We start from the raw sequence: 24,340 nt of genomic DNA on the forward strand, positions 1-24,340 counted from the left end.
CTATTACTTCATACCAAGTCTAAATATCTTGCTTTTATATTCAATAACTCTATTAATAATTTCATCAACTTCTTCATGAACAAGGTACTTATTTCCGTTTATAAGTGTTATTAAACTTTCAGGAACAGCTTCAAGCTTTTCTATGTTGTCAGCATTTAAAATAATTTCTTTGTTATTGAGGCCAGTAAGCTTTATCAAAATTATCCCTCCTGTTATTTAGGTGAGCCGCGGGTTGCTAGGGCTATTAAGTGACACACTAATATGGTTTAGGAGTCCTTCTTAATGCCACTTCATTAGTCTAAAAATGTGGCTAAAGAAACGTCCCCGTGGCTCATTTATTTATTATCTCTTTAAGTTTAATATGTCCTGAAGGATTTCATCTCCGGTAGTAATTGTTTTTGTGTTAGCTTGGAAAGCTCTGCTGGATACTATCATATCAGTAAATTGCTCTGCAAGGTCTACATTTGACATTTCAAGCATACCTTGAAGCATATCACCGTAACCTTTGCTGTTGTCCTTTGCAGATGCTAATCCACTTCTAATTGTTGCTACTCCTGAGTTAGCAGACTCACTATATAAATTTTTACCAAGCTTAGTTAAACCTGCTGGATTTTTAAAAGAGGACATTGCTATTTGACCTAAAACTGATACACTTCCATTCTCTAGTACTGCTGAAATTGTTCCATCCTTGCCAATACTAAAGGACTGAATTCTCATTGTTGTTGCCGGTACTGGTGGTGGCCCTGGAACTGCTGGGCTAGTAACAACAGAATCTGGTATTACTAGAGGAACCAAAGTTGCTTCATTAGCTTTAGGCGGATTTGCTGCATCATTAGCATCTACAAAGTTAATTGTAGCAACTGATCCATTATAGTCTACTGAGTTTAGTGCACCTGCGGTTCCGTTATTAACTGCGTAACCCATTACTCTATAACCATCTGTAGTTAATAAATTACCTTGGCTGTCTAAGGTAAACGATCCGTCTCTAGTATAGCTAAGATTAATTGCACTAGTATTATTTGCTGTATCTACTATATGATTATTTAATGCAACCCCACCATTATTGGTTGCTGGTAATGGTCCGGTTCCAACCATAAAGTAGCCATCTCCGTCAATAGCAGCATCCAGATTTCTACTTGTAGGCTGCATCATACCTTGAGATACCATTGTGTCTATGCCTGCAAGCTGAACACCTAACCCAACCTGTCTTGGATTTAAACCTCCTTGGTTTACTCCTGCAGCTAGTGCCTGAGAAACATTTTGGCTAAGCATATCCTCAAATCTTACTCTTGCACTTTTAAAGGCTGTAGTTCCTACATTAGCTATATTGTTACCTATTACATCTAATTTAGTTTGATTAACCTTCATTCCAGATATTCCAGAATATAATGATCTTAACATGTTTATTTTGCCTCCTTTATTAATGTGGTATATATTTTACTTTGCTTCTATCCTTCCGCAAAGCTTGGCCTCCAAAAATGGTCCTGCCATTATATAAGCACCACGCTATCTATATTTGTAAATACATTTCCTTTACTACTGTCTTTATCTACTGCTGTTATGATAGTTCTATTTTTTATACTTGCTACAAATACTAAATCTTTGTATAGAATTAATGATTCATTTGAGCCCTTTTCCACAGCTTTATTTATTCCTTCGTTGATTTTGTTCATGTCACTCTCATTTAAAGAAATATTTCTATCCATTAGTCTTTCTGCAGCATGCTTTGAAATTACAAAACTATCATTTTTATTTATCTCTTTGTTTAAAATATCCTTAAAAGCATTACTTTCCGCTTTCTTAGATTTCTCACATGTAAGTCTTGCAAAATCTTCAATGGAATACAGTTTTCCGTTTACTACTCTATAGCTCAAAATTAATACTTCCTAACCTGTTACAAGCTGTACATCTGAATATGGAAAATCCTTAATTGAGGTAGAATCATTTGGATTAACCTGAACATTTAATTTTACTGTTCCATTATCTTTTGTAACGCCTCTAACAACTCCATAATATTGATATCCATTACTATCTAAATCAGAAAGTACTACTGTTTTACCAATTAATGCTGAAGCACCGGAAAATGTCATTGTTGTATTTAAATTTGACATCTGTTCAAGTGATGAAAACTGTGCCAGTTGCGAAATATATTGTGTAGAATCCTTAGCATCATCAGGGTTTTGATTAGACAATTCTGCTGATAAAATTCTTAGAAATGCATCTTTATCCATTTCGCTTCCTGTTTTACTGACTATTTTTGTGCCTTTTGCTGTTGCAGTTGATGAAGCACTTATTGAATCAATTGACATAATATTACCTCCTCTTTACCTAAGCTAATAAGTTTACTGTGCTATTATCTTCTATGTAATTTTCCTTTTGCAAGTCTTCTTCTAGATTGTCTACTTTAATGTTGTTTCTACTTTGCTGTTTACTGTTCTCACTTGAACTGCCATCTCCATTAAACAAGAAATTATCTCCATTATAAAGACTTAAGCTAAAGTTTTGAATTGTCATATTTTGTTTAGCTAGTTCGCTGTTTATTGCTGGTAGCTGGGAATTTAGCAGATTATAGGTGTCTTTATTTGCTGCTGTTATATTTGCTTTCATGATACCATTTTCCATGCTTAATCTAATTACAACTTCACCTAAATCCTTAGGTATAATCTTAACTGATAATTCTTTAAGATTATTAATATCCATAAATTTAACAGCCTTTATAAAGTCCTGATTTAAAGTTGCCTTATTAATAGTAAGCTTAGCTTCATTAAGAGTCTGATTATCCAATTTAAAAGTTTCAAATCTGTTAAGAATACTTGCAATTTTATCAGAAACATTATTTTTTGAATCTTTTGTACTATTATTTTCTGTAAGTAGTTGTAATAGCTTGTCTTCTTTGTCTGAAGAAGTATCATTAAACTTATTAGCTGCAATAGTGTTTTTACTTTCACTACTTAGTGAATTAGAGGCTTCACTATAGCTTCCACTGTCTGCAGTACTATTGGCAGCACTATTCTTAGAAGTAAATCCTGCAGCAAATATATTATCCTTTAAAACTGTTGCAGTGCTAATTTTATCTTCACTTAATTCTTTATTATCTGAAGTTGTATAAGCACTCTCAGACATAGTTTTAAGCTGCTTAATAATAAGTTCTTTTAAATTGCTGTCACTACCAGTTATTGACGGGTTTTGACCTTTTTCCAAAAGCCCTGACATAATATTTTCCCTTAAAGTCTTATCTGAAGCAAGCTTATTAGCTATAACTGCTGCTAATTTATCTAGAGTTCCACTTACAGAACTTTGATTTATTGAAAGTTTATTGTAGTCCTCATCTGTAGAATTACTATTTTGGATAAGCGTCTTAAGTATTTCATCAATAGATGGATTTCCATTACTACTTTGCATTAAATTCAAGGAGTTACTAGCTTCCAAATTATCCTTTAAGATTTTTGAAATTAGATCTTGAAGTTCCTTTGTGCTTGTACTACTCCCAGAGCTTAATAAATTAACCAAGTTCTGATTATTTCCCTGAGACAATAAAAGCAGCTGAATTAAATTATTTATATTCTTATCGTCCCTTGTTTTATCTGCTTTAGCATCTTCATCTAAGGATTTACTTGAATTTGACGTATCTGTGCTTTTACTAATTGAATCATCTGAGTTCTTTACAGAAGTAGTTTTGTCTTGAAAAGTATCATTATTTACTTCTTTATAAACCTTAGAAAAGCTGTTTTCTTTATCCTTTACAGCTGAAGTTTTAGAGGAAACATCATTGAAATTAGCATTTACCTTAAAATTAACATTACTTAGTTCCATATTCTCACCTCCTTTCATGTGTTCTTATATATCCGTAAAGAGCAAATTCGTCATTTGCCTTTTGTTCAGCCATTTGTTGTTCTTTTATAAAAGCTGATTTCTTCTTTTCCTTTAAGGTTTCTACAGTTTTTCTATCTATCTGCTTTTGTTTTAACTCTTCTCTCTTCTCATCTAAATCAACAATTTTATTTTCTAACTCCACTTTAGTTTCGGAAATTGTATTGTCTAAACAATTAAGATATAAATTTCTCAGCTTTTTTAGAGCTACAGTATCATCCTCTGGACATTTCTGATACTTGGTATAATCTTCTCTTAAAGAAATAAGCTTTCCTTCAGTTTTTTCCTTTTCAAGCTTAGCCTCTTTAAATACTCTCTTACTTTCTTCTTCTTTGTCTATTCTAATATCTAAAAGTTTTTGAAGTCTGAACTTATAAATTTCCTCCAAATTTAGCACTTCCTATAAATGTATTTCGTTCCACCCTGTGTCTATATTTTAATTAAAAATACTTTTTAATTGTAACAAAGCTTCATCAAAACTCATATTTTCATTAATTCCTTGCTTTAAGAATTTGTCTATGACTTCATGATATGCAATTGCTAAGTCTACCTTCTTGTTACTTCCTTTAACATATGCACCAATATTTATTAAATCTTCGGAATCCTTATAAGCAGCCAGTAAATCTCTAGCTAAGGAAGCAATATTTTTATGTTCTTCATCAGCTATTTCTGGCATAAGTCTGCTTATACTATTTAGAATATCAATAGCTGGGTAATGATTTTTTGCTGCTAAGTCTCTTGAAAGAATAATATGTCCATCTAATATACCTCTTACAGCATCTGCAATAGGTTCGTTAAAATCGTCCCCATCCACTAAAACAGTGTAGAATGCTGTTATGGACCCTTTATTAGACATGCCTGAACGTTCCATGAGCTTTGGAAGCATTGCAAATACAGAAGGAGTATAACCTTTAGTTGCAGGTGGTTCCCCAATAGCTAGTCCAACCTCCCTTTGTGCCATGGCAAATCTAGTTACAGAATCCATCATAAGAATAACTTTTTTACCTTTATCTCTAAAATACTCAGCTATTGCAGTTGCAGTAAAAGCCCCTTTTAATCTTACAAGTGCAGGCTTATCTGAGGTTGCACAGACAATTACAGATCTTTTAAGTCCTTCTTCACCTAGGTCTCTTTCAATAAAATCTAGAACTTCTCTTCCTCTTTCACCTACTAGAGCAATAACATTTACATCAGCCTGGGCATATTTTGCTATCATACCTAAGGTAGTACTTTTCCCTACACCACTGCCAGCAAATATACCAACTCTTTGTCCTTCACCACAGGTTAAAAATCCATCTATTGACTTTACTCCAGTAGGAAGTATATCTTTAATTCTTCTTCTTTTTAATGGATCTGGCGGATTATTATCTAGTCTATAAGGGACTCCATTCTTAATTTCATCCCCTTCTAATGGTTTTCCAAGGCCATCTAATACCATACCCAATAGATCCTCAGAGCAATTTACGCTTAGTGGAATACCTTCTGCAACCACCCTGCAGCCTGGGGAAATACCAGTGAGTTCTCCAAGAGGCATCAAAATAACATTATCTTCCTTAAAACCTACTGCTTCACAGGTAATTGCTTCTGCCTTCTCATTATAAATAGTGCAGACTTCACCTACAAAAGAGCTAATACCCTCAACCTCTATTGTTAAGCCAATTACTTTTTTAACAATACCTTCAACGTAATATAAGCTTTCATTTTGTAACTTTTTTCTCAGAATATCAAAGTTAATAGGCTGCATATTATTCTTTTCCCTCCAATAGTTCTCTAATCCTTTGAAGAGCATAATTTATTCCTATTACAAGCTTGCCATTTCCCTTATTAATGATTGCATTTCCAGCTTCAATTGTATTATCCTTTACAACAAAAATATCACCATGATATCCTAAATTGTCTTTCCAGTTTTCTACTTGTTCTTTAAGTTCCATAGCATATATTTCATTACATCTAATAATAAAATTATTAGCATTTTTAGAAGCTTCAAGTGCATCAAATATCATTTTATTAATTGAAGATTTGTCCTTTACCTCGTTTTTCAAAACAGCCTCCGCTGCACATACTACTAAATCAATTAATTCACTTTTTTTATTCTCTAGATAACTTTCATACTCAATCTTTGCATTAAATAAGATTTCTTCAGCTGATGCAATTATAGAATTTTTTTTAACTTCTGCTTCATCTAGAGCTTCCTTATAGGCTAAGTTATAGCCCTGTTCTTTTCCTTCTCCGTATCCATTTTCATATGCAGCTTTTTTAAGCTTTTCAGCTTCTTTCATTGCATTATCTTCAATCATCGCCGCATCTTCATAAGCTTTAGCAAGTATTTGTTCCTTTTGTCTTCTGGCATTTTCAAGAATTGTGCTTGCAAGGTTGTTATAACCCTCCATATTAATTGAGCTAACTGCATCTTCAGTGTAAGAGGTTATTTGTGGTTTTTCTAAGTTTGTTACAATTTCTCTTAAGCCATCATCTTTTATGGAATTATTCTTTATTATTCTATATGATAATTGCATCTTCGCCACCTCTAGAGATAACAATTTCCCCGGCCTCATCAAGTCTTCTTATAATGCCAACAATTCTCTGTTGTGCCTTTTCAACATCCATAAGTCTTACAGGTCCTAAGAATTCCATATCTTCTTTTAGAGCAGCTGAAGCTCTCTTAGATTGATTTCTAAATATAGAATTGGAAACTTCTTCTGAGCAGCCCTTAAGAGCAAGCGCAAGCTCTTTAGTATCAACTTCCCTAAGAACTCTTTGAATAGATACATCATCAAGTGAAAGAATATCTTCAAATACAAACATGGATTCCTTGATTTTTTCTGCTAGTTCAGCATTTTCCTTTTCTAGACCTTCAGTAATATTCTTTTCTGTAGTTCTATCAACTTGATTCAAGATATCTACAAGAGTTTGAATTCCACCTATTACTGTCATATCGGATTTAACAACACTAGATAACTTTACATCTAGTACCTTTTCAATTTCCTTCACTACTGAAGGAGATGTGTTGTTCATTGCTGCAATTCTAAAAGCTACTTCAGATTGCACGTCCTCTGAAAGAGAAGATAGAATTTGACCTGCTTTATCTGGCTGTAAGTAGCAGAGAACAAGAGCAATAGTCTGCGGATGCTCATTAGAAATAATATTAAGTAGTTGATGTGCATCAGCTTTTCTCGCAATAGAAAAAGGCCTATACTGCTGTGTAGCCTCAGAAACCTTCTCCATTATTTCTTTAGCTCTTTGTGCGCCTAAGGCTTTTCCTAAAAGTGTCCTTGCATATTCCATACCACCTTCTAGTATAAAGTCCTTTGCCTTATTAATTTGTATGAACTCATCTAATATTTCATCCTTTACCTCAGAACGAACAGAGGTTATATTAGCTATTTCATAGGTGATCTTTTGTATTTCCGACTCAGGAAATTTTTTAATTATTCCTGATGCTGCATCTGGGCCTAGAGTTATAAACAATATGGCAGCCTTCTGAACTCCAGACAATTTAGTTTCTTTTGCCATTAACTAATCACCTCTCATCCTCTGCTAACCATGATTTTATTATGTCAGCTACTTGGTCTGGCTTTTCTGAAGCGTATCTCTTAATTTCCTTTTCTATATGTCCTCTTTCTGAGTTACCCTGACTTTCGAAATCAATAGGCTTAAACTCAACTTGTGGTTCTGAATTATCACCTACAAGAACATCGATTGATTTAGGCGTTATAATTGCATCTAACTGTTCTTCTTCCGAAGTGCTCTTTTTCTTCTTTCTTAAAAATGCAAATAACATAATTAAAAGTACTAAAACTCCTCCACCTATTGCTATTTCTTTATATAAATTCATCTTTGCTTCCTGGGCCTGAGCCTGCTTCATTTGATCTAATGCCTGTTTTTGAGCATCAGTTGCACTTGTATCAAATTTCATTCCTTCTACTACTACACTGTCTCCTCTGGTTTGATCTATACCAATAGCATTGGCAACCAAATTTTGTATTTGAGTTTGTGTTGCACTATCTATATTGTTCTGGTTTACAATAACTGAAGCTGTAAGTCTCTTAACTGAACCAGGTGCTTTTATAGTCTTAGTCTCACTTTTTCCTATTTCATAATTGTTTGTTTCTTCCTGATGTGTTACTGTTTGTCCATTAGTAGTCTGCGTAGTTACAGTGCTATTAGTCATGTTGTTATCCACTGGACTTTGTGAGGGTTTTGTAGTTACATTACCGTTTGTATCTCTTATGTACTTGTCACTTACAACAGTTCCTTTTGGGTCTACGGTAGTGGTATCACTTTGAACTGCATCGAAATTCAAATCAGCATTTACCTTCACTGTCACATTTTTATTATAAATCTTAGAAAGCTGATCCATAACTTTTGTTTCTAATGCTTTCTCATAATCTTTCTTTGATTGCTGCTGCTTTACTGTGTCACCGTTTACTTGTGTGCTTTGATCATCATATAGAGCATCAGTTAGAAGCTGCATCTTATCATCAACTATCTGAACATTTTCCTTAGGTAAATTCTTGACACCACCAGTTAATAGCGCAACTATGGCTTTTACTTGATCCTTAGTAAGGCTCTGTCCATCCTTCATCATAAGTGTAACTGACGCACTAGCTGGTGTTGAATCTTTAACAAAAACGCTGTCATCAGGTAATACCAAATTCACCTTAACATTACTTACTTGAGGAAAGCCTTTAATTGTTTTCTCAAGCTCACCTTCAAGAGCCCTTTGATATTTAATCTTCATTTCTGCATCTGTAGTGCCAAAGGTGCTTGAACTATCAAATAATTCAAAGCCTTTACTGCCTGAGCTAATTTGCGGAGCAAGCTCTAGTCTGAGCTGATCCACTTGATCTGCAGGTACAAGTATTGAATTTCCTGATACTTTAACATTAGTTACTTTTTTAGTAGATAACTCATCCATAACTGTTTTTGCATCATTTGCGTCAAGATTATTAAATAGTACACCATATTTTGTGGATCCTAAGGTTATAGCAAAATAAATACCTATAACAACTATGCTAATACCGGCAACTCCGAGAGCTATCTTTTTTAATTTACTTAAGTCTTTAAATTTTCCAATTAAATTTTTTGCTATTTCTGATAGCTTGCCCATTAATCAGCTCTCCTTTTAGTAAGTGAATAAAATTTAGTCTAAATTAATTTTATTTACTGCTATAAATTATAATTGCATTCTATTTAGTTCTTGATATGCATCTACTATTTTATTTCTTACTTGAACTGCAAGCTCAAGAGACATTTTAGCTTCTTCTGTAGAAAGCATTACATTATGTATATCTGTATTATCACCCTGTATGTATATCTGTATTATCACCCTGTATAAAACCCTGAGTGGTATTTTCAGCATCTATCTGCTTACTATTAACCTCATCTAACTTTGACTTTAACATATCAAAGAAACTATTTGAAGTGTCATTATTTGTTACCTTGCTGTCTGAATTAATTTTTTCAAAGATGGTACTATCTGGAACAAAAGAATTTATTTTCATTGCTTATTCCCTCCTATTTACCTATTTCTAGAGCCTTCATAAACATGCTCTTTTCAGAATTCATTGCACTAACATTTGCCTCATATGCTCTAGTAGACGAAATCATATCTGCCATTTCATTCATTATGTTTACATTTGGCATTGTAACATAACCATCAGGTCCAGCATCAGGATTAGTGGGGTCATATACCTTTCTTAAAGGAGATGTATCATTTTCAATTCCAACAGCCTTTACCCCTAAAAGGTTGTCTTCCACTTTCCCAGTTTTAGGATTTAATTCTCTGTCTAAGTTCTCCTGAAAAACAGCAATTTTTCTTATGTAAGGTTGTCCATTTTCACCTCTTGTAGTTGTAACATTTGCAATATTTGATGCTATTGTATCCATTCTTAGTCTCTCTGCTGATAAACCACTAGCACTAATTCTCAAGGTATTAAATGCATTAATCATTTATTTATCCCCTTCCATCCTTAATAATATATGTTTCTAAAGAAATCCTGCTGTTGATTTGACTTATGAGCGCGTTGTACATTATATTATTTGCTGCCTGATTTGCCATTTGATTATCAATATCTACATTGTTGCCATCTTGATTCATACTGGAAGTTAAGTCCTGCTCCACATTTATATCACTACCAGCATTATCATCTTTAATATGCCTTTCATTTGTTGTTTTAAGTTCTACATCATCAATAGACTTTTTAAGATTTTCTTCAAAAGAAACATAATATGCTTTATAGTCCTTTGTATTAAGATTTGCAACGTTGTTTGCTATTACCTTGCTCCTTAGTGAAGAAGCGTCTAGACCTTCCTTAATAAGATCGTAAACATACTGACTTTTCGACAGATTATTTACATTCACAATATCATCTCCACAACTATAGATTTATTTTCCAATAATATTACATAATTCGTGGTAATTATTAATACAATTTTACAATAATTTTTTTTGTTTGTATACTTAAATTTCATAGTTTTATGAATTGCGACAAAATAAAAAAAAGGGATGTTATCACTTTCAAAATTAATGAAAATGGTAATATCCCTTTATGTTTTTTAGATTATTATTTCATATTTTGTAAAATCCTTAACACATCCTGCGGTAGTTTATTGGTTTGTGCCATTAAAGCAGTGCCTGCTTCTGAAAGTATGCTATCTTTTGAATACTCCATCATTTCATCTGCAATATCTGCATCTCTTAAGTTGCTATCTGCGCCTTCCATTCTATCACTTAATTCATTTAAATTACTATAGGTACTTTCAAATCTATTTTCTAAGGAACCGTATTTGCTGCTAATAGATAGTACATTCTTTATAGCATCATCGATTACTGAAATGTCATTAGCTGTACTATTTGTAGTAACATTAATGCCTGTAAGGCTGCTTATGTTTGAAGTTCCATCAATGGAACCATCTGGCTTATATAAAGCCAAATTAAACAATGGAATATCAACTTTATCACCAACATTTGCCCCTGTAGCCATAGAAATTGTAGTGGAGCTGTTTGCTAAAAGCTTAACTCCATTAAATTCCATATTTTCAGCTGCGTCATTTACAGTTTTTAACATTTGGTCTATTTCTGTTTTAATATTGGCATTATCTTGTAGACTATTAGAACCGCTTCCTGCTTGAACAGTTAGCTCTCTAATTCTTTGCAATGCATCGGTTATACTTCCTAGTGCTCCCTCAGCAGTTTGCATCATGCTCATACCATCTTGAGTATTTTTGCTTGCCATTTGAAGTCCTCTTATTTGCATTCTTAATCTCTCACTTTGTGAAATTGCTATTGGATCATCTTTTGCACTATTAACCTTTACACCAGAAGAAATTCTTCCAAGTGCTACACTTTGTCTTTGCAGAGCTTTAGTTTGTTCATTATATATATTCAAGGACGCTAAGTTGTGAAGTAATCTCATAAAACCAACTCCATAAAAAAATTTATTTCTGTATATAGTATCGAATGATTTCAATAATACTTTATTCTTTTTGCTAAAGAAAATAGCTAGGATACTTTCATAACTATGAAAATCTCCTAGCTATAATTCTTAAATACTACCAATTACATTACAAACTTTCCTTATATCTTCTTCTTTTATTCCAACAGAACTTGGTAAATTAATGCCTTTTGAGGCTAATTCGTTTGTAACAGTCATATCACCATGTTTGCATTCTAAATAAGGTGGCATTTTATGAATTGGCATAAAAAATGTCCTAGCTTCTATTCCGTTTTCTTTAAGTTTAACAATTAGCTGATCTCTTGTTAATTGGTACCCATCTTCGACTAAAATTGAATATAACCAAAAGATGTTTTTTGTATTATCCTTTTCTACTGGTAATAATATACCCTTAATATCTTTCAATAATTTATTATATAATGCCGCATTTTCTCTTTTTATCTCACAATATTCATGTATATTTTCGAGTTGTGCACATCCCATAGCCGCTAATAAATTTGGCATTCTAAAATTAAATCCAATTTCTTCGTGATAAAATGCTCCATTATCTAAAACCTTTTTAGTTTGTGTTGAAAGATATTTAGCTCTTTTCCCCGTTTCTTCATTATTTGTAACTAACATTCCGCCTGCACCCGTAGTAATTATTTTATTTCCATTAAATGAAAAGCAGCCAATATCGCCAATATTCCCTAGCATTATTCCATTATATGTTGCTCCTAAACTCTCTGTTGCATCCTCTATAACAAATAAGTTATATTTTTTTGCAATTTCCATGACTCTATCCATATCAACAGCTTGTCCATAAATATGAACTGGTAATATTGCTTTAGTCCTTGGTGTTATTAAATCTTCAATTTTATCAGCATCCATAACCCAAGTATCCTTGCAGACATCAACAAAAACTGGTTCAGCACCAACATATTTTATAGTATTAACTGGTGATATGAAGGTTAAGGAAGAAACAATAACTTCATCACCCTTTCCAATTCCAAGTGTTCTAAGTGCAAGTTCTAAAGCTGCAGTGCCATTCATTGTAACCACTGCTGTTTTTGAATTTACATATTTAGCAAACTCATTTTCAAATTTATCCACATAAGAACCTGCTGAAGAAACCCAGTTAGTGTCTAAACAATCTTTAATATACTTCCATTCATTACCTCTGATTTCTGGTATACATAACGGTATCATTACATGACTCAGCTCCTTATTATTAAATTTTAAACTACTGCTAATATTGGTAAAATATTATTATAATTTATGGAATATTCATGTTTATCAGTTTTGATTATCACTTCATTTGGTAAATTTAAAAATAAATCTTTTTCAAATACTAATTTATTATAGGCATAATCAAATAAATTAATAAAGTCTGCTCCTAAACCATGATCTGTTGATTTAAAAATCTCTCCATCTACCCTGTCTGTATCTATTTCATTATAAATACATCTCTTAATTTTACTGCAGAATTCTCTTTTCTCTTTATTATTTATTAATTTATCTGTAGTTCCATGAAATGAAATGATATCACAATTATTTGTAAAGCTTTTATACAGATAATTTAAATCATATATTTTATCATTTAAATTAAGTTTTCTTGCAAGATATTCAAATTCAACATTTAGATTTAAATTTCCCACTTTATAACTCAAACATCTATTACTTAACAGATACTGTGGGTAAAGCCAGGAGGAATTATCTATTATATTTGAAAACAATCCAGGACAGAATCTATTGCATAAATAGCTTAAATATGCTCCTTGTGATTGGCCATAAATAATAACTTTTTGGGTATTGAAATTTAATTGGTTATTATATATTATATCCATAACCTTTAATACAGCTGTAATATTATCTAATGCTTGAACTATACCCATATCATTAAAGTTTTCTAAAGTTTCACCTGATAAGTCTTCTTTCACATTTAAGTTAATATTATATTTACTACCTATTTGAATTAACTTATTAAAATCTGCTTTATTATTAATATTATATATTTCATTAATTTCATCTTGAGTAAAAATTTTATTTAATGTATTAATGTCAAATTCAGGCATATTAATATTCTTAGTGTTTTGCATAAATTCATATCCAAAATAATCACACTGTATTGTAACTAGATTATATTTATCAGCAAACTGCTGACGCATCTTCTTGTAAATATTAGAATTGGCGTTTCCACCGTAGCCTGCAATTAATAGTAAAATGCCTGTTTCTTCATTTATACCTAAGTCTGGTTCTGAAAAATATACTTTTATTTTCCTTTCATTATAAGGTTCATTTATTAAGCTGTTAATGTATATACTGTTGTGCATATTTTCTAAGCTTTCATAATTCTTGGCCATAAGACACCTACAATCTATGTATTATATTTAATGTTATACATTATAAATATCAGTTTTAAAATATTGCATATTGCTTTTTATCCAAAATATAGTTTCCTTGAGCCCTTCATCTAAACTATATTTTGGTGTCCACTGAGTCAATTCCCTAATTTTTGTGTTATCTGCCCAAAGCCTATTTACTTCACTATTTTGTGGCCTAATTCTTTCATCATCGCAAGTTATCTTAACATCTTCACCCAAAATATCTACAATCTTTTTCACTGTATCTCCAATAGAAATCTCGAAATTTGAGCCAGCATTCAGGACCTCACCAACAGTTTTATCACTTTCTGCTATCTTAATAAATGCTTCTGCAGTATCTTTCACATAGTTAAAATCTCTTGTTGGCGTTAAACTGCCAAGCTTTAATTCAGTTTTACCAGATAAGATTTGTGATATTATAGTTGGTATAACTGCCCTTGCTGACTGCCTAGGTCCATATGTATTAAAGGGTCTTATTGTTGCAACTGGAAGGTTAAAGCTCTTGTAAAAGCTTTCTGCAATTTTATCCGCACCTATTTTAGACGCAGAATAGGGAGATTGTCCTTGCATAGGATGTTTTTCGTCTATGGGCACATAAAGAGCTGTTCCATAGGTTTCGGATGTGGAAGTATGAATAATTTTTCCTATATCGTATTCCCTACAGGCTTCAAGAACGTTTGTTGTACCTTCAACGTTAGTTCTGACATAAGCCATGGGAGACAAGTAAGAATAAGGTATTGCAATTAGTGCAGCTAAGTGAAATACTACCTCTTGACCCTTTATAACTCTTTTCATGCCATCATATTCTCTTACATCACCAGTTACAACATTAATACTATTTTTTACTTCCTTATCAAAGGTATCAATCCAGCCCCAATTGTTAAATGAATTATATTGAACCAATGCAGTTACTTTTGCTCCTATTTCAACTAGTCTTTCCGTCAAGTGACTTCCAATAAAGCCTTCTGAACCAGTGACTAAAACTTTCTTTCCTTTTAAATTCATCTCTTTTGCTCCTTATAAGTATTGATATATTGTCCTTTATAATTTTCTTTGATTTTTATTACTTTAGCAGGAACTCCAACAGCCAGTACATTATCATCTATATTATTAATCACTACTGCACCTGCACCAATAGTAACATTACTTCCTATGTTTATACCTTGTAAAATTGAGCTTCCAATACCAATATGAGTGTTATTTCCTATATTTACATCTCCACCAATAGCCACATTAGGAGATATATGAGTATTATTCCCGATATTGCAGTCGTGCTCTATTATACTTCCAGTATTCACTATACAATTTATTCCCAAAAGACTACCTGCATTTATTATTGCACCAGGCATTATGCAAGTACCTTCCCCAATACTTGTATATTTAGAAATTATTGAATTTTTATGTCTCAAAACTGGAAGGTTAAATCCTATTGATTTTAATTTGTTATAGATTAGCTGTCTTGAATTAATATTATTAAGTGCACCCACACATATAAATGCGTTATGTACACCACTATTAAATATTTGAATTAATCTATTATCATCACCTATTACAGGTACATCTAGTATATTGAATAATTTTTCAGTTTTATCCGTAATTCCTATTATTTCATATTCATTTGTGCTTTTAATAATATCAATAACAACCTTACAATGTCCACCTGCGCCTATTAGAACAATTTTTTTCATATTTATGAACCTCTTTTTAATAAGTAAGTCTTTTTTTTAATAAATCCTTGTCTATATTTGTTGATTTTAAAATATTAACTATCTTCTTACTAACGTTTCCATCACCATATACATTTTCTATAAAATTAAGATTAGTTCTAAACTCCTTATCGAATAAAGCTTTATTAATAGCTTGAATTATTTCGTTTATATCATAGCTTACATCAATAATATTTTTATTTCTTAGTCTTCCCTTTTGTCTATCTCCGATGTTTACTACTGGCTTTTTAAAAATAGGAGATTCTATTATGCCACTTGATGAGTTACCAATCATTACATCAGAGTTCTTTAATAAACTTAAATATTTTCTTTGACCTAGACTATAAAAAATAAAAGCATTTTTGTTATATTTAGCAAAATCGTTGATTTTATCGATAATTACTTTACTACCAAAGTCAGCATTTGGATATGTAAATATAAATTCTGCATCAAACACCTTTAAAGCTGCTAGCATGTTACTTACTTGAAATTCAATATTTTCGATTTCTAATGTTTCTGGATGAAATGTTATCAAAAAAATATGTTTATCAAATTTTATCTTTAGTTCTTTCTCTATTTCATATTTGTCTAAAAGATTTATTCTTTGTACATTTTCTAAGGCAGCTTGACCAACATTATAAACTTTCGTAGGATCTTCTCCCATCATTATTATTCTTTCTTTATAAATTTCTGAACCAGCAAAGTGAATATGTGCCATTTTTGTTATTGCATGTCTTATCTGTTCATCAACAGCTCCTTCTGTTGATTCACCACCATTCATATGAGAAATTGGTATATTCATCATCATGGCGCAAGCAGCCGCAATAAAGGTTTCGTATCTATCACCTAATATAAGTAAAGTGTCGGGTTTTAACCTATCAAAACACTGAGCCATTTGAATCATTTCTAGTCCCATGGATTTAACTAAGGAGCTTTTTTGAACTGAATTTATTATCATGTCTATTTCTTCATCAATTAAAAATCCATCTTTTTTTATTTGATCTACTGTATATCCATAATCTTTAACTAAATGGTTGCCTGTAACAACAATCTGCAGTTGCAAGTCTTCATCATTTTGTATTTCTTTCATTGTCCAATATAATAAACCATATTCAGATCTTGTACCAGTTACAACAAGAATTTTTTTCATTATAAACACCTACTTAACATTACTAAACGTAATTAAATGATCAGCATAAATATCACTTATAGCTATCTTACCAATTATCATATCTACCAAATACGGACTAATACCATTTCCAGGTCTCTTAAAGGCTATATTTTCATAGCTAATAGTTTCACCTTCTCTAATATTAGCTTTTGCAACAATACTTTTTCTTGCTATTTTTTTCGTATTCTCTTCACTAATGCTGCATTTTTTTATACCATTTCCAAAGGCTTTTTCTATATTTCTTATACTAGTTACCATATTCTTTAATTCATCCGGATTTAATGATGCTCTATGATCTGGTCCCTCCATGTTTTTATCCAAGGTAAAATGTTTTTCAATAATTTCAGCACCTAAAGTTACTGCTGCTATTGGCACCTCTATACCGATTGTATGATCAGAATATCCCACAGGTAAATTAAACGCATTTCTCATTGTAAGCATAGCATTTAGGTTTACATCTTCGTATTTGGTTGGATAATTTGAAGTGCAGTGCAATAATTTAATAGTAACATCCTCAGTTTCCTTAATTACATTTACAGCACTTTCTACTTCACCTAAATTAGCCATTCCAGTGGAAACTATCATAGGCTTTTTTAACTTTGAAATATATTTTAATAGTGGTATATTAGTTAAATCACCTGAACTTACTTTATAAATTGGTATATCAACTTTCTCTAATAGATCAACACTTTCAAAATCAAAAGGAGTTGATAAAAACATTATACCCTTTTCATCACAATATTCTTTTAAAATAATATGTTCATTAAAAGACAATTCTAAGTTTTTAAGCATTTTATATTGATTGCCTTCGCCGGTAGTTTCCTTTTGATAATTTGCTTTAGGAGCATCCTTTGTAACGAGGTTTTCAGCTTTAAAGGTTTGAAATTTAACTGCATCTGCCCCTGCTTCCACTGCAGCATCTATTAGTTTTTTAGCAATATTTATATCGCCGTTATGATTTACACCCGCTTCTGCAATTATAAAGACATGATTACAATTCAGCATTATTTTTCTCCTTCATTAATAGCTCCGCAAATCTGAAATCCATAATATCATCTATATCTAATGAGCTTAACTTATCCATTATATAAGGAATTGTATTTTCAGTATACCAGTTATTATATCTTTGTAATATTTCTGTCTTAGCTAAGTATAATGCACCATTTAAGCTATAAACCTTTGGTATATCTTGTCTTCTTGCATAAAATGTATTATTACCTATAAAGTCTTTTAAAAAACCATTTTCTATCTTTTTCATCCAGTAGGGATTTGATTCACTTTCGCATACACTAACAATAGAATCTGCCTCTTCATTAAACAGCTTTTCTATAGCACCATCAATTTGATTTACTTTTCTAAATGGAGAAGTACATTGCAGACACATTATATAATCATAATTAAACTTTTTCTCATGCAGCCAATTAACGGCATGTAGTATTGGCTGTATGCCAGGAGTATCATCACAAGATAACTCTTCTGGTCTTAGAAAAGGAATTTCTGCACCGAATCTTTTACTAACTTCCGCTATTTCCTTATCATCTGTAGTAACTATAAGTTTGTCTGTATACTTGCTTTTTAATGTTTCCTCTATTGAATATGCAATTAATGGTTTCCCATTTAGGTCCTTTATATTTTTGCCCGGAATTCCTTTAGATCCTCCACGGGCAGGTATTATCGCAAGTACTTTTTTATTTCCTATCATTTTATTCGCCTTCTTTATCTGCACATATTAGTTCATAAATATCTTCATTAACCTTAGTATAATCTTCTATTTTACCAATATCCATCCAATAATCTTTTATTTCATAACTTCCTACACTCATGCTTCTTTCAATGCAGATATTAATTAAATCCGTTATTTCAAAATACTCATTATTAGGAATCAACTCAATAATCTCAGAATTTAAACAATAAATTCCCGCATTAATTAAGTATTCAATAACAGGTTTTTCTTTAATTTCTTTTATTTTATTGTTATTTGCATCAACAACACCATAAGGTATTTGAAAAGTATTCTTCCTTGTTCCTACAGTTACATCAAACTTATTTTCTAAATGAAATTTCATCATATTCTCTACATTTAAATTAGTAAAAATATCACCATTTATCACAAAAAAAGCTGAATCTATATAATCTTTTGCTAGCTTTATTCCTCCAGCTGTACCTAATCTTTTTGTTTCTTTAACATAATTTATTTTAACACCATGTGCAAACCCATCTTGAAAATAGTTTTCTATTATTTCAGATTTATAATTAACTGAAAGTAATATTTTGTTATACCCATATTGTTTAAAATTATTAATTGTATGCTGTAAAATTGGATCTTCTCCAACTTTAAGCATTGGCTTTGGAATTTCTTTCGTTAAATCTTTTAATCTTGTCCCTAGACCTCCTGCCATTATTATTACAGGATTCTCCTTGCCTTGTGGAAGTAATATATCATTAATACTTATTAAATCTATTACTTTATTATCATTATCTACTATCGGAATATCTTTAACAGCTTTCTTAATAAATAAGTCTTTGATTTCTTCTCTTGTCATGCCTTGTTTTACACTTATAGGATTAAGATGTACAATATCTTCTACTGGAGCTTCTAGGGATATTCCTTTTAATATAGCTCTTCTTATATCACCATCAGTAATTGTTCCTATAAGTGTTTCATTTTCATTAACTAAAAGAGCAATTCCTCTAGCACCTAAATCTATTGATTGAAGTACCTTTAGTATTGTGTAATTTTTATAAACTAACAAATTATTTATATTATTTTTCATTTTCTTCATCACCCTTGACTTTAATTAATAGATATATAATTTATCGTTTATAAAACATAAATCTATAGATTAACTATAGATTTAAAATATATTACCTTAATTATCATATTATATTATAAAATTCTATCATCAATAATGATTAAGATGAACTTCTAAATAGGCTTGTGTCAGATATCTAAATACTACAATGCATCTAGTAAATCGCAATTCTTAGTGCCTTCAATTCTAGCACCATTGCTGCAATTTATGTATTCAATTTTTCCATGTTGATTTATAGTTTTTTCAATCCAATACTTATAATATAATAGAACATCAGTTGTCTGCAGCATTTCCCCATTTACACTTTCAACCTGTTTAAAAGCTCCATTCCCTGGTATGCTGTTATCATGGGCATATAAATCACAGTGGCTCCTATTACCTATATAGGCTAAGTCCTGTCCTAAAAATATTATTTTCTTCGCTTTCCCATAAATAGCTATACTTAAAACAGCAGTAGCTACAGACTTTCCTGTGTCAATTACAATATTATTTCCTTTATCTTCATTATAAAAAATATACTTAGGTCCCTTATAAATCGAAACAGCTAGATTTGAAGCTGTACTTAAGAAACATAATGGAATATTTAAGTCTTCATACCCTTTTATTTGATTGTATATAATTTTGTGAGGATCTATTATGCAAATCATATCAGGAATGATATCATTATTTATTAGAGCTTTAAGTGCGCTTCCAACAACAAATACTTTTACCTTTTTCCTAATGGTCTTTAATTTTTCAATATTCTCGTTTAGCGATGGACCTGCAGAAACTATTATAATGTTTTCATTTATAAAACTATAGTTCTGGAAGTAGTTTGCAATATCTTCAATGCTAAGCCTAGTATTCATAATTTCATTTCCAGACATCAATTCATTGTCTTTCATTACGCCTGTTTTACCAAGTTCGTAACTATTTAACACATTTCTTAAATCAATAAATTTTTCTGGTAAGCAATTTAGAGCGGGTCTAAAAATCAGCAAATCTTCTACCATATTTATTTTTCTTGAAAATTCCTCAATAATCTCTTTTGAATACCCAAAATAGAGTTTAACTCTTTTATCCTTTAAAATTGATTCAACTAATTCATAGGTGCTTGTCACATTAATTAAATCTTCATCTACATCAAAAATGTATACCATGGTATCTGATTCAATTTTTTTTAATAGTTCATAAATATGATAGCCAAGCCCCAATCCATATACTACTATCACCTTTTTACCAATATATATTTTTTTATTATTATCTATAAATGTTTCAGCCTCTTTAGAAGGGTAATATTTACTATGCATATAAGTGTTATTTACACGTAAAGTTTTATTTCCTTCTCTTGTATCTAAAATTTCAATATCTCTGTTATGTACAAACACTTTTAACACTTCCAACATTTAATTGTTACTATAGGTCACTACATTATTATTTATATTTTGTACAATAGGCAGTAACTCATATTGCAATAAGTCACCTATTAATACATAATCTTGGTTCTCAAAAGCTTCAACTAATTCCTTTAATTTATCGTTTATACTATTTAGTTCATCTTCATTACTTAATACTGAAGAGTTTACTGCAGCTTCAATAAACCATTGCAATCCATCTATTATAGTAATCATAAGTTCAGCTCCATTAGCTTCATCATAGCTTTGAAAATACTCGGAAGTTCTAATTATTCCAGAAGCTAATTTCTCGCCATAGTCCTTCATAGTTAACAATAATTCTAAATTATCATTTTTCATAATTATCCCCCAAATTAATTTAATTCTGTAATGCACTCTTTAATATATGGTATTGACATATCTATTGCTTTTATTATTCCTTCATACAGTTCTTTAACTTGTTTAGCTAATCTATATTCAGTTTCCTTTTTTGCTTCATTCATTTTCTCTATATATTCTGGGTTCATTAAAATCTTGTATATAGTTGGTTTTAAAATATTTTCGATAAATTCTATGTTGTAGATTAAACTATTAATATCATTAATATTATCTATTAATGGTTTTATACTTTTTTCATTTTCCTTTTCATAATATTTTAAAAATTCATTTGAATAATCAATGGCAGAAACGCATTTTTCTTCTAAAACCTCTAAGTCATCTAATATCTGCTTAACTTTATTTAAAACATCAATCTTATTAATGCTATTAGTCTTATTCATTAAATCCACAATACTTTTACTAAGGTTTCCTTCTTGAGCATATTCATCAATTGCACATCTCAAGGGTTCTACCTTTGTTCCTATAATATTAGCTCCTCCTTCAGTACTGTTTATAAACAATGTATTTGGAGAAAGCCTAATAAATTGCTCCATATTTTTTCTGTAAGTATCTAAAAGTTTACTCGTCCTAACTTTTTCACCATTAATATCATCAACAAAAATTATATCATTTGAATCGGTAATATTATTATTCACATCACTTGCACTATCGGCATGATATTTATCATTTGTATATGCAAAATCTTGGCCAATAAAGATAATAGGATTACACCCCATGTATCTTGCAAGAGCTGTACAAGTGTGGGCTACAGAGCCACCAGCCCATAAGGAATCCACTTTAGCATCTAAAATTTCACGGGTCACTTTTTGAAGATTAACACCTTCTTGAAAAAATATCTTTTTACCTTCATATTCTTCAACTATTTTATAATTTGTGCATTCACAAAAAACTAGCGTAGATTTACAATTTAAAGATTTCTTTGAAACTTGATACATTTTTTCACTTGGGTCTACAACACATACAAAATCCGGGTTAATACCTTTAGCATTTAAAGTACTCACTGTCCTTATTCCTGTTATAATAATAAATTGTTTTTGAGCATCTTTAAGTAATTCAACATTTTTTTCTAAAGATGGACCAGCAGATACAACAACTGCAGGTATATTTTTAAATTGATCTTTAAAATCATTTATAAATACGCTATAAAAAACATGTTTAAGATTTCTAATAAAGCACTTGAAAAATTGTTCTGAAAAACTAATATTTGTATTCATATTTATTATATTAGTTAATAAAAAATCATTAAGTTTTTTGTAAAATTCTTTAAACTCATTTAGGTAAATTTTATCGTAATTTGCAAATACCATTAGTTTAATATTGTTGATATTTATTTCATCGATAAAAGAACTCAATATCTCTATTATGCTAATATTAAGTTCACTTAACAAAACTCTTTTATCTTTAAGTATTTCATCAAAATATCCACTTTTTTTTATTATATTTATTACTTTTTTATCTGGTTCTATAATTAAGATTTTATTATTTTCTCCAACTTCATCAAGTAATTTAAATATATGTTCTCCAGCACCAAAACCAAAAACAAGGAATATAGTAGAAACATTAAAATCATTTATTTGCTTTAAAAATTTATCTATATCTCTTTGTACAGAATATTTGCTTCCAATATAAAACATTTTTTTATTATCTATATCTTCAATTTTTATAATATTTCTATTATCATAACTCTTCTCTAAAAAATACTGATAATTATTAGCACCATAATCTACATGAAAATTATCCATATATACCTCCATTAAATATCCTACATAATTATCGTATAGATACTTAATAATCTTTAGTAAAAAAACCTCTGAATTAATATTCAGAGGTTTTTTCTAATTAGAATTATCTTAGTAATTGAAGAACTCCCTGTGGTGCTTGGTTAGCTTGAGCAAGCATAGCCTGAGCAGCCTGTTGAAGTATGTTGTTCTTTGAGTAGTTCATCATTTCTTTTGCCATATCAACGTCTCTAATTCTAGATTCTGATGCCTGTAAGTTTTCACTTGCAGTACTTAAGTTATTAATAGTATGCTCTAATCTGTTTTGTACAGAACCAAGGTTAGCTCTTTCAGTTGAAACAGTAGCTATTGCTGTATCAACTGTTGTTATTGCTTTAGAAGCTCCTGCAATTGTTGATATAGAAGCCTTTGATGAATCAACAGCTAAACCTGTAGCTGTCATATCTCCTATAGTCAAACCAATTTGTTCACCAGCATTTGCTCCTACTTGGAACCTTAATGATGCAGTTGCAAATGAACCAGTCATTAAAGTTTTAGTATTGAAGTTTGTTTGAGTAGCTATTCTGCTAACTTCACTTTGTAATTGAGTAAATTCTTTTTGAAGTGCGTTTCTATCAGCTGTTGTGTTAGTAGCTGTATTTGATTGTACTGATAATTCTCTCATTCTTTGTAATATTGAATGAGTTTCATTTAAAGCACCTTCAGCAGTTTGAATTAATGAAATACCATCTTGAGCATTTCTTGTACCTTGATCAAGACCTCTTATTTGACCTCTCATTTTTTCAGATATAGCTAATCCTGCTGCGTCATCTCCAGCTCTGTTTATTCTTAAACCTGAGCTTAATTTTTCCATTGACTTTCCTGCTGCTGCTATGTTAGCAGTCATGTTTCTGTGTGCATTCATTGCGTTAAGATTGTGATTAATTATCATAATAAATTCCTCCTTGAATTTTGTTTAGGCAATCCTTTGCCTATTTTTTATAGTTAAACTTTTAAAGTTTACTATCATAGTTAATTAACTAAGCAGTAATTATTTGCTAACTACTTATACTATATATATCGCTGGGTGTTAAAAATACTTTATAGCTAATTATAACTTTTTTATATTTTTTTACTAAAAATTTTAGAACCACTTAAGTTATTATGATTATAACTTTTAGTTACCACTTTATTTTTAGATAGCTCATTAAATTTTTCCTTTAGTTCAGCTTTTTTGTTGTCCATTATTTTGAATAGTTGCTGCTGTTGATTGATTATTCTATAATTTATCTCAGCTTCTCTGTATTCTTCTTTAGAATACCCCAAGCTTTCCAAGAAATTTATAGTCTGCTGCCTCTTTTCTAAGGAAGATAGTAAATTTGAATAATCATCACCTTCAACTATTTGAATAATTTCCTCTGTTATAACTGAAATTAATTTCATAGTTTCTACTAATTCACTTTCCATTTA

At 30.8% G+C, this 24,340-nt stretch carries 26 protein-coding genes and 1 pseudogene; all 27 read right to left on the minus strand.

What is annotated here, in order from left to right:
* Positions 1-3: 3 nt before the first annotated feature.
* Positions 4-198 (minus strand): flagellar FlbD family protein, encoded by a 195-nt coding sequence (locus ACJDUH_RS16305; protein ID WP_406766268.1) that lies wholly within the window; start codon positions 196-198, stop codon positions 4-6.
* Between the two features lie 144 nt (positions 199-342).
* Positions 343-1,401, minus strand: coding sequence for a flagellar hook-basal body complex protein (locus ACJDUH_RS16310; protein ID WP_406766269.1), 1,059 nt, complete (start codon positions 1,399-1,401; stop codon positions 343-345).
* Between the two features lie 89 nt (positions 1,402-1,490).
* The gene (locus ACJDUH_RS16315) at positions 1,491-1,874 is read right to left on the minus strand and encodes a TIGR02530 family flagellar biosynthesis protein (protein WP_406766270.1); all 384 of its coding nucleotides are present in this window, start codon (positions 1,872-1,874) and stop codon (positions 1,491-1,493) included.
* 12 nt (positions 1,875-1,886) lie between these two features.
* Entirely contained in the window at positions 1,887-2,309 is a 423-nt protein-coding gene (locus ACJDUH_RS16320) for a flagellar hook assembly protein FlgD (RefSeq protein ID WP_406766271.1), read from the minus strand.
* A gap of 19 nt (positions 2,310-2,328) precedes the next feature.
* Positions 2,329-3,813 (minus strand): flagellar hook-length control protein FliK, encoded by a 1,485-nt coding sequence (locus ACJDUH_RS16325; protein ID WP_406766272.1) that lies wholly within the window; start codon positions 3,811-3,813, stop codon positions 2,329-2,331.
* Between the two features lie 4 nt (positions 3,814-3,817).
* Complete coding sequence (gene fliJ / locus ACJDUH_RS16330; protein ID WP_406766273.1) at positions 3,818-4,258, minus strand: flagellar export protein FliJ; 441 nt, start codon at positions 4,256-4,258, stop codon at positions 3,818-3,820.
* A 48-nt stretch (positions 4,259-4,306) separates the two neighbouring features.
* Positions 4,307-5,614 carry a flagellar protein export ATPase FliI gene (gene fliI, locus ACJDUH_RS16335; RefSeq protein ID WP_406766274.1) on the minus strand — a complete coding sequence of 436 codons (1,308 nt, stop codon included), beginning with the start codon at positions 5,612-5,614 and terminating at the stop codon, positions 4,307-4,309.
* Between the two features lies 1 nt (position 5,615).
* Positions 5,616-6,386, minus strand: a complete 771-nt coding sequence (locus ACJDUH_RS16340) for a FliH/SctL family protein (RefSeq protein WP_406766275.1) — start codon at positions 6,384-6,386, stop codon at positions 5,616-5,618.
* The gene (gene fliG / locus ACJDUH_RS16345) at positions 6,370-7,383 is read right to left on the minus strand and encodes a flagellar motor switch protein FliG (protein ID WP_406766276.1); all 1,014 of its coding nucleotides are present in this window, start codon (positions 7,381-7,383) and stop codon (positions 6,370-6,372) included. Before fliG ends, ACJDUH_RS16340 begins: the two co-directional genes overlap by 17 nt.
* A gap of 7 nt (positions 7,384-7,390) precedes the next feature.
* Positions 7,391-8,980, minus strand: a complete 1,590-nt coding sequence (gene fliF / locus ACJDUH_RS16350) for a flagellar basal-body MS-ring/collar protein FliF (RefSeq protein ID WP_406766277.1) — start codon at positions 8,978-8,980, stop codon at positions 7,391-7,393.
* A gap of 66 nt (positions 8,981-9,046) precedes the next feature.
* A pseudogene (gene fliE, locus ACJDUH_RS16355) lies at positions 9,047-9,374 on the minus strand (flagellar hook-basal body complex protein FliE).
* 13 nt (positions 9,375-9,387) lie between these two features.
* Positions 9,388-9,822: a flagellar basal body rod protein FlgC gene (gene flgC, locus ACJDUH_RS16360; protein WP_406766278.1), complete on the minus strand. Its 435-nt coding sequence runs from the start codon at positions 9,820-9,822 to the stop codon at positions 9,388-9,390.
* A gap of 4 nt (positions 9,823-9,826) precedes the next feature.
* The gene (flgB, locus tag ACJDUH_RS16365) at positions 9,827-10,234 is read right to left on the minus strand and encodes a flagellar basal body rod protein FlgB (RefSeq protein ID WP_406766279.1); all 408 of its coding nucleotides are present in this window, start codon (positions 10,232-10,234) and stop codon (positions 9,827-9,829) included.
* A 202-nt stretch (positions 10,235-10,436) separates the two neighbouring features.
* Positions 10,437-11,288: a flagellin N-terminal helical domain-containing protein gene (locus tag ACJDUH_RS16370; RefSeq protein ID WP_406766280.1), complete on the minus strand. Its 852-nt coding sequence runs from the start codon at positions 11,286-11,288 to the stop codon at positions 10,437-10,439.
* Between the two features lie 129 nt (positions 11,289-11,417).
* Positions 11,418-12,515 (minus strand): LegC family aminotransferase, encoded by a 1,098-nt coding sequence (locus ACJDUH_RS16375; protein ID WP_406766281.1) that lies wholly within the window; start codon positions 12,513-12,515, stop codon positions 11,418-11,420.
* Between the two features lie 29 nt (positions 12,516-12,544).
* The gene (locus tag ACJDUH_RS16380; RefSeq protein ID WP_406766282.1) at positions 12,545-13,669 is read right to left on the minus strand and encodes a DUF2920 family protein; all 1,125 of its coding nucleotides are present in this window, start codon (positions 13,667-13,669) and stop codon (positions 12,545-12,547) included.
* Positions 13,670-13,702: 33 nt separating this feature from the next.
* A complete protein-coding gene (locus ACJDUH_RS16385; RefSeq protein ID WP_406766283.1) occupies positions 13,703-14,695 on the minus strand; it encodes an NAD-dependent 4,6-dehydratase LegB in 993 nt (330 codons plus the stop codon).
* Positions 14,692-15,378, minus strand: a complete 687-nt coding sequence (locus ACJDUH_RS16390) for an acetyltransferase (RefSeq protein ID WP_406766284.1) — start codon at positions 15,376-15,378, stop codon at positions 14,692-14,694. Before ACJDUH_RS16390 ends, ACJDUH_RS16385 begins: the two co-directional genes overlap by 4 nt.
* Positions 15,379-15,394: 16 nt before the next feature.
* A complete protein-coding gene (gene neuC / locus ACJDUH_RS16395) occupies positions 15,395-16,546 on the minus strand; it encodes a UDP-N-acetylglucosamine 2-epimerase (RefSeq protein ID WP_406766285.1) in 1,152 nt (383 codons plus the stop codon).
* A 9-nt stretch (positions 16,547-16,555) separates the two neighbouring features.
* The gene (gene neuB, locus ACJDUH_RS16400; protein WP_406766286.1) at positions 16,556-17,572 is read right to left on the minus strand and encodes an N-acetylneuraminate synthase; all 1,017 of its coding nucleotides are present in this window, start codon (positions 17,570-17,572) and stop codon (positions 16,556-16,558) included.
* Entirely contained in the window at positions 17,559-18,269 is a 711-nt protein-coding gene (locus ACJDUH_RS16405) for an acylneuraminate cytidylyltransferase family protein (protein WP_406766287.1), read from the minus strand. The genes neuB and ACJDUH_RS16405 overlap by 14 nt, the downstream gene beginning before the upstream one ends.
* A 1-nt stretch (position 18,270) precedes the next feature.
* Entirely contained in the window at positions 18,271-19,341 is a 1,071-nt protein-coding gene (locus tag ACJDUH_RS16410) for a nucleotidyltransferase family protein (RefSeq protein WP_406766288.1), read from the minus strand.
* 182 nt (positions 19,342-19,523) lie between these two features.
* Positions 19,524-20,747 (minus strand): motility associated factor glycosyltransferase family protein, encoded by a 1,224-nt coding sequence (locus ACJDUH_RS16415; RefSeq protein WP_406766289.1) that lies wholly within the window; start codon positions 20,745-20,747, stop codon positions 19,524-19,526.
* A gap of 18 nt (positions 20,748-20,765) precedes the next feature.
* Complete coding sequence (locus ACJDUH_RS16420) at positions 20,766-21,113, minus strand: DUF8042 domain-containing protein (RefSeq protein ID WP_406766290.1); 348 nt, start codon at positions 21,111-21,113, stop codon at positions 20,766-20,768.
* Between the two features lie 14 nt (positions 21,114-21,127).
* Positions 21,128-22,894: a motility associated factor glycosyltransferase family protein gene (locus ACJDUH_RS16425; protein WP_406766291.1), complete on the minus strand. Its 1,767-nt coding sequence runs from the start codon at positions 22,892-22,894 to the stop codon at positions 21,128-21,130.
* A gap of 103 nt (positions 22,895-22,997) precedes the next feature.
* The gene (locus ACJDUH_RS16430) at positions 22,998-23,822 is read right to left on the minus strand and encodes a flagellin N-terminal helical domain-containing protein (protein ID WP_406766292.1); all 825 of its coding nucleotides are present in this window, start codon (positions 23,820-23,822) and stop codon (positions 22,998-23,000) included.
* Between the two features lie 170 nt (positions 23,823-23,992).
* Complete coding sequence (fliT, locus tag ACJDUH_RS16435) at positions 23,993-24,337, minus strand: flagellar protein FliT (protein WP_406766293.1); 345 nt, start codon at positions 24,335-24,337, stop codon at positions 23,993-23,995.
* Positions 24,338-24,340: the final 3 nt, after the last annotated feature.

This window comes from Candidatus Clostridium radicumherbarum (assembly GCF_045310525.1).
Lineage (GTDB): Bacteria > Bacillota > Clostridia > Clostridiales > Clostridiaceae > Clostridium_AT > Clostridium_AT radicumherbarum.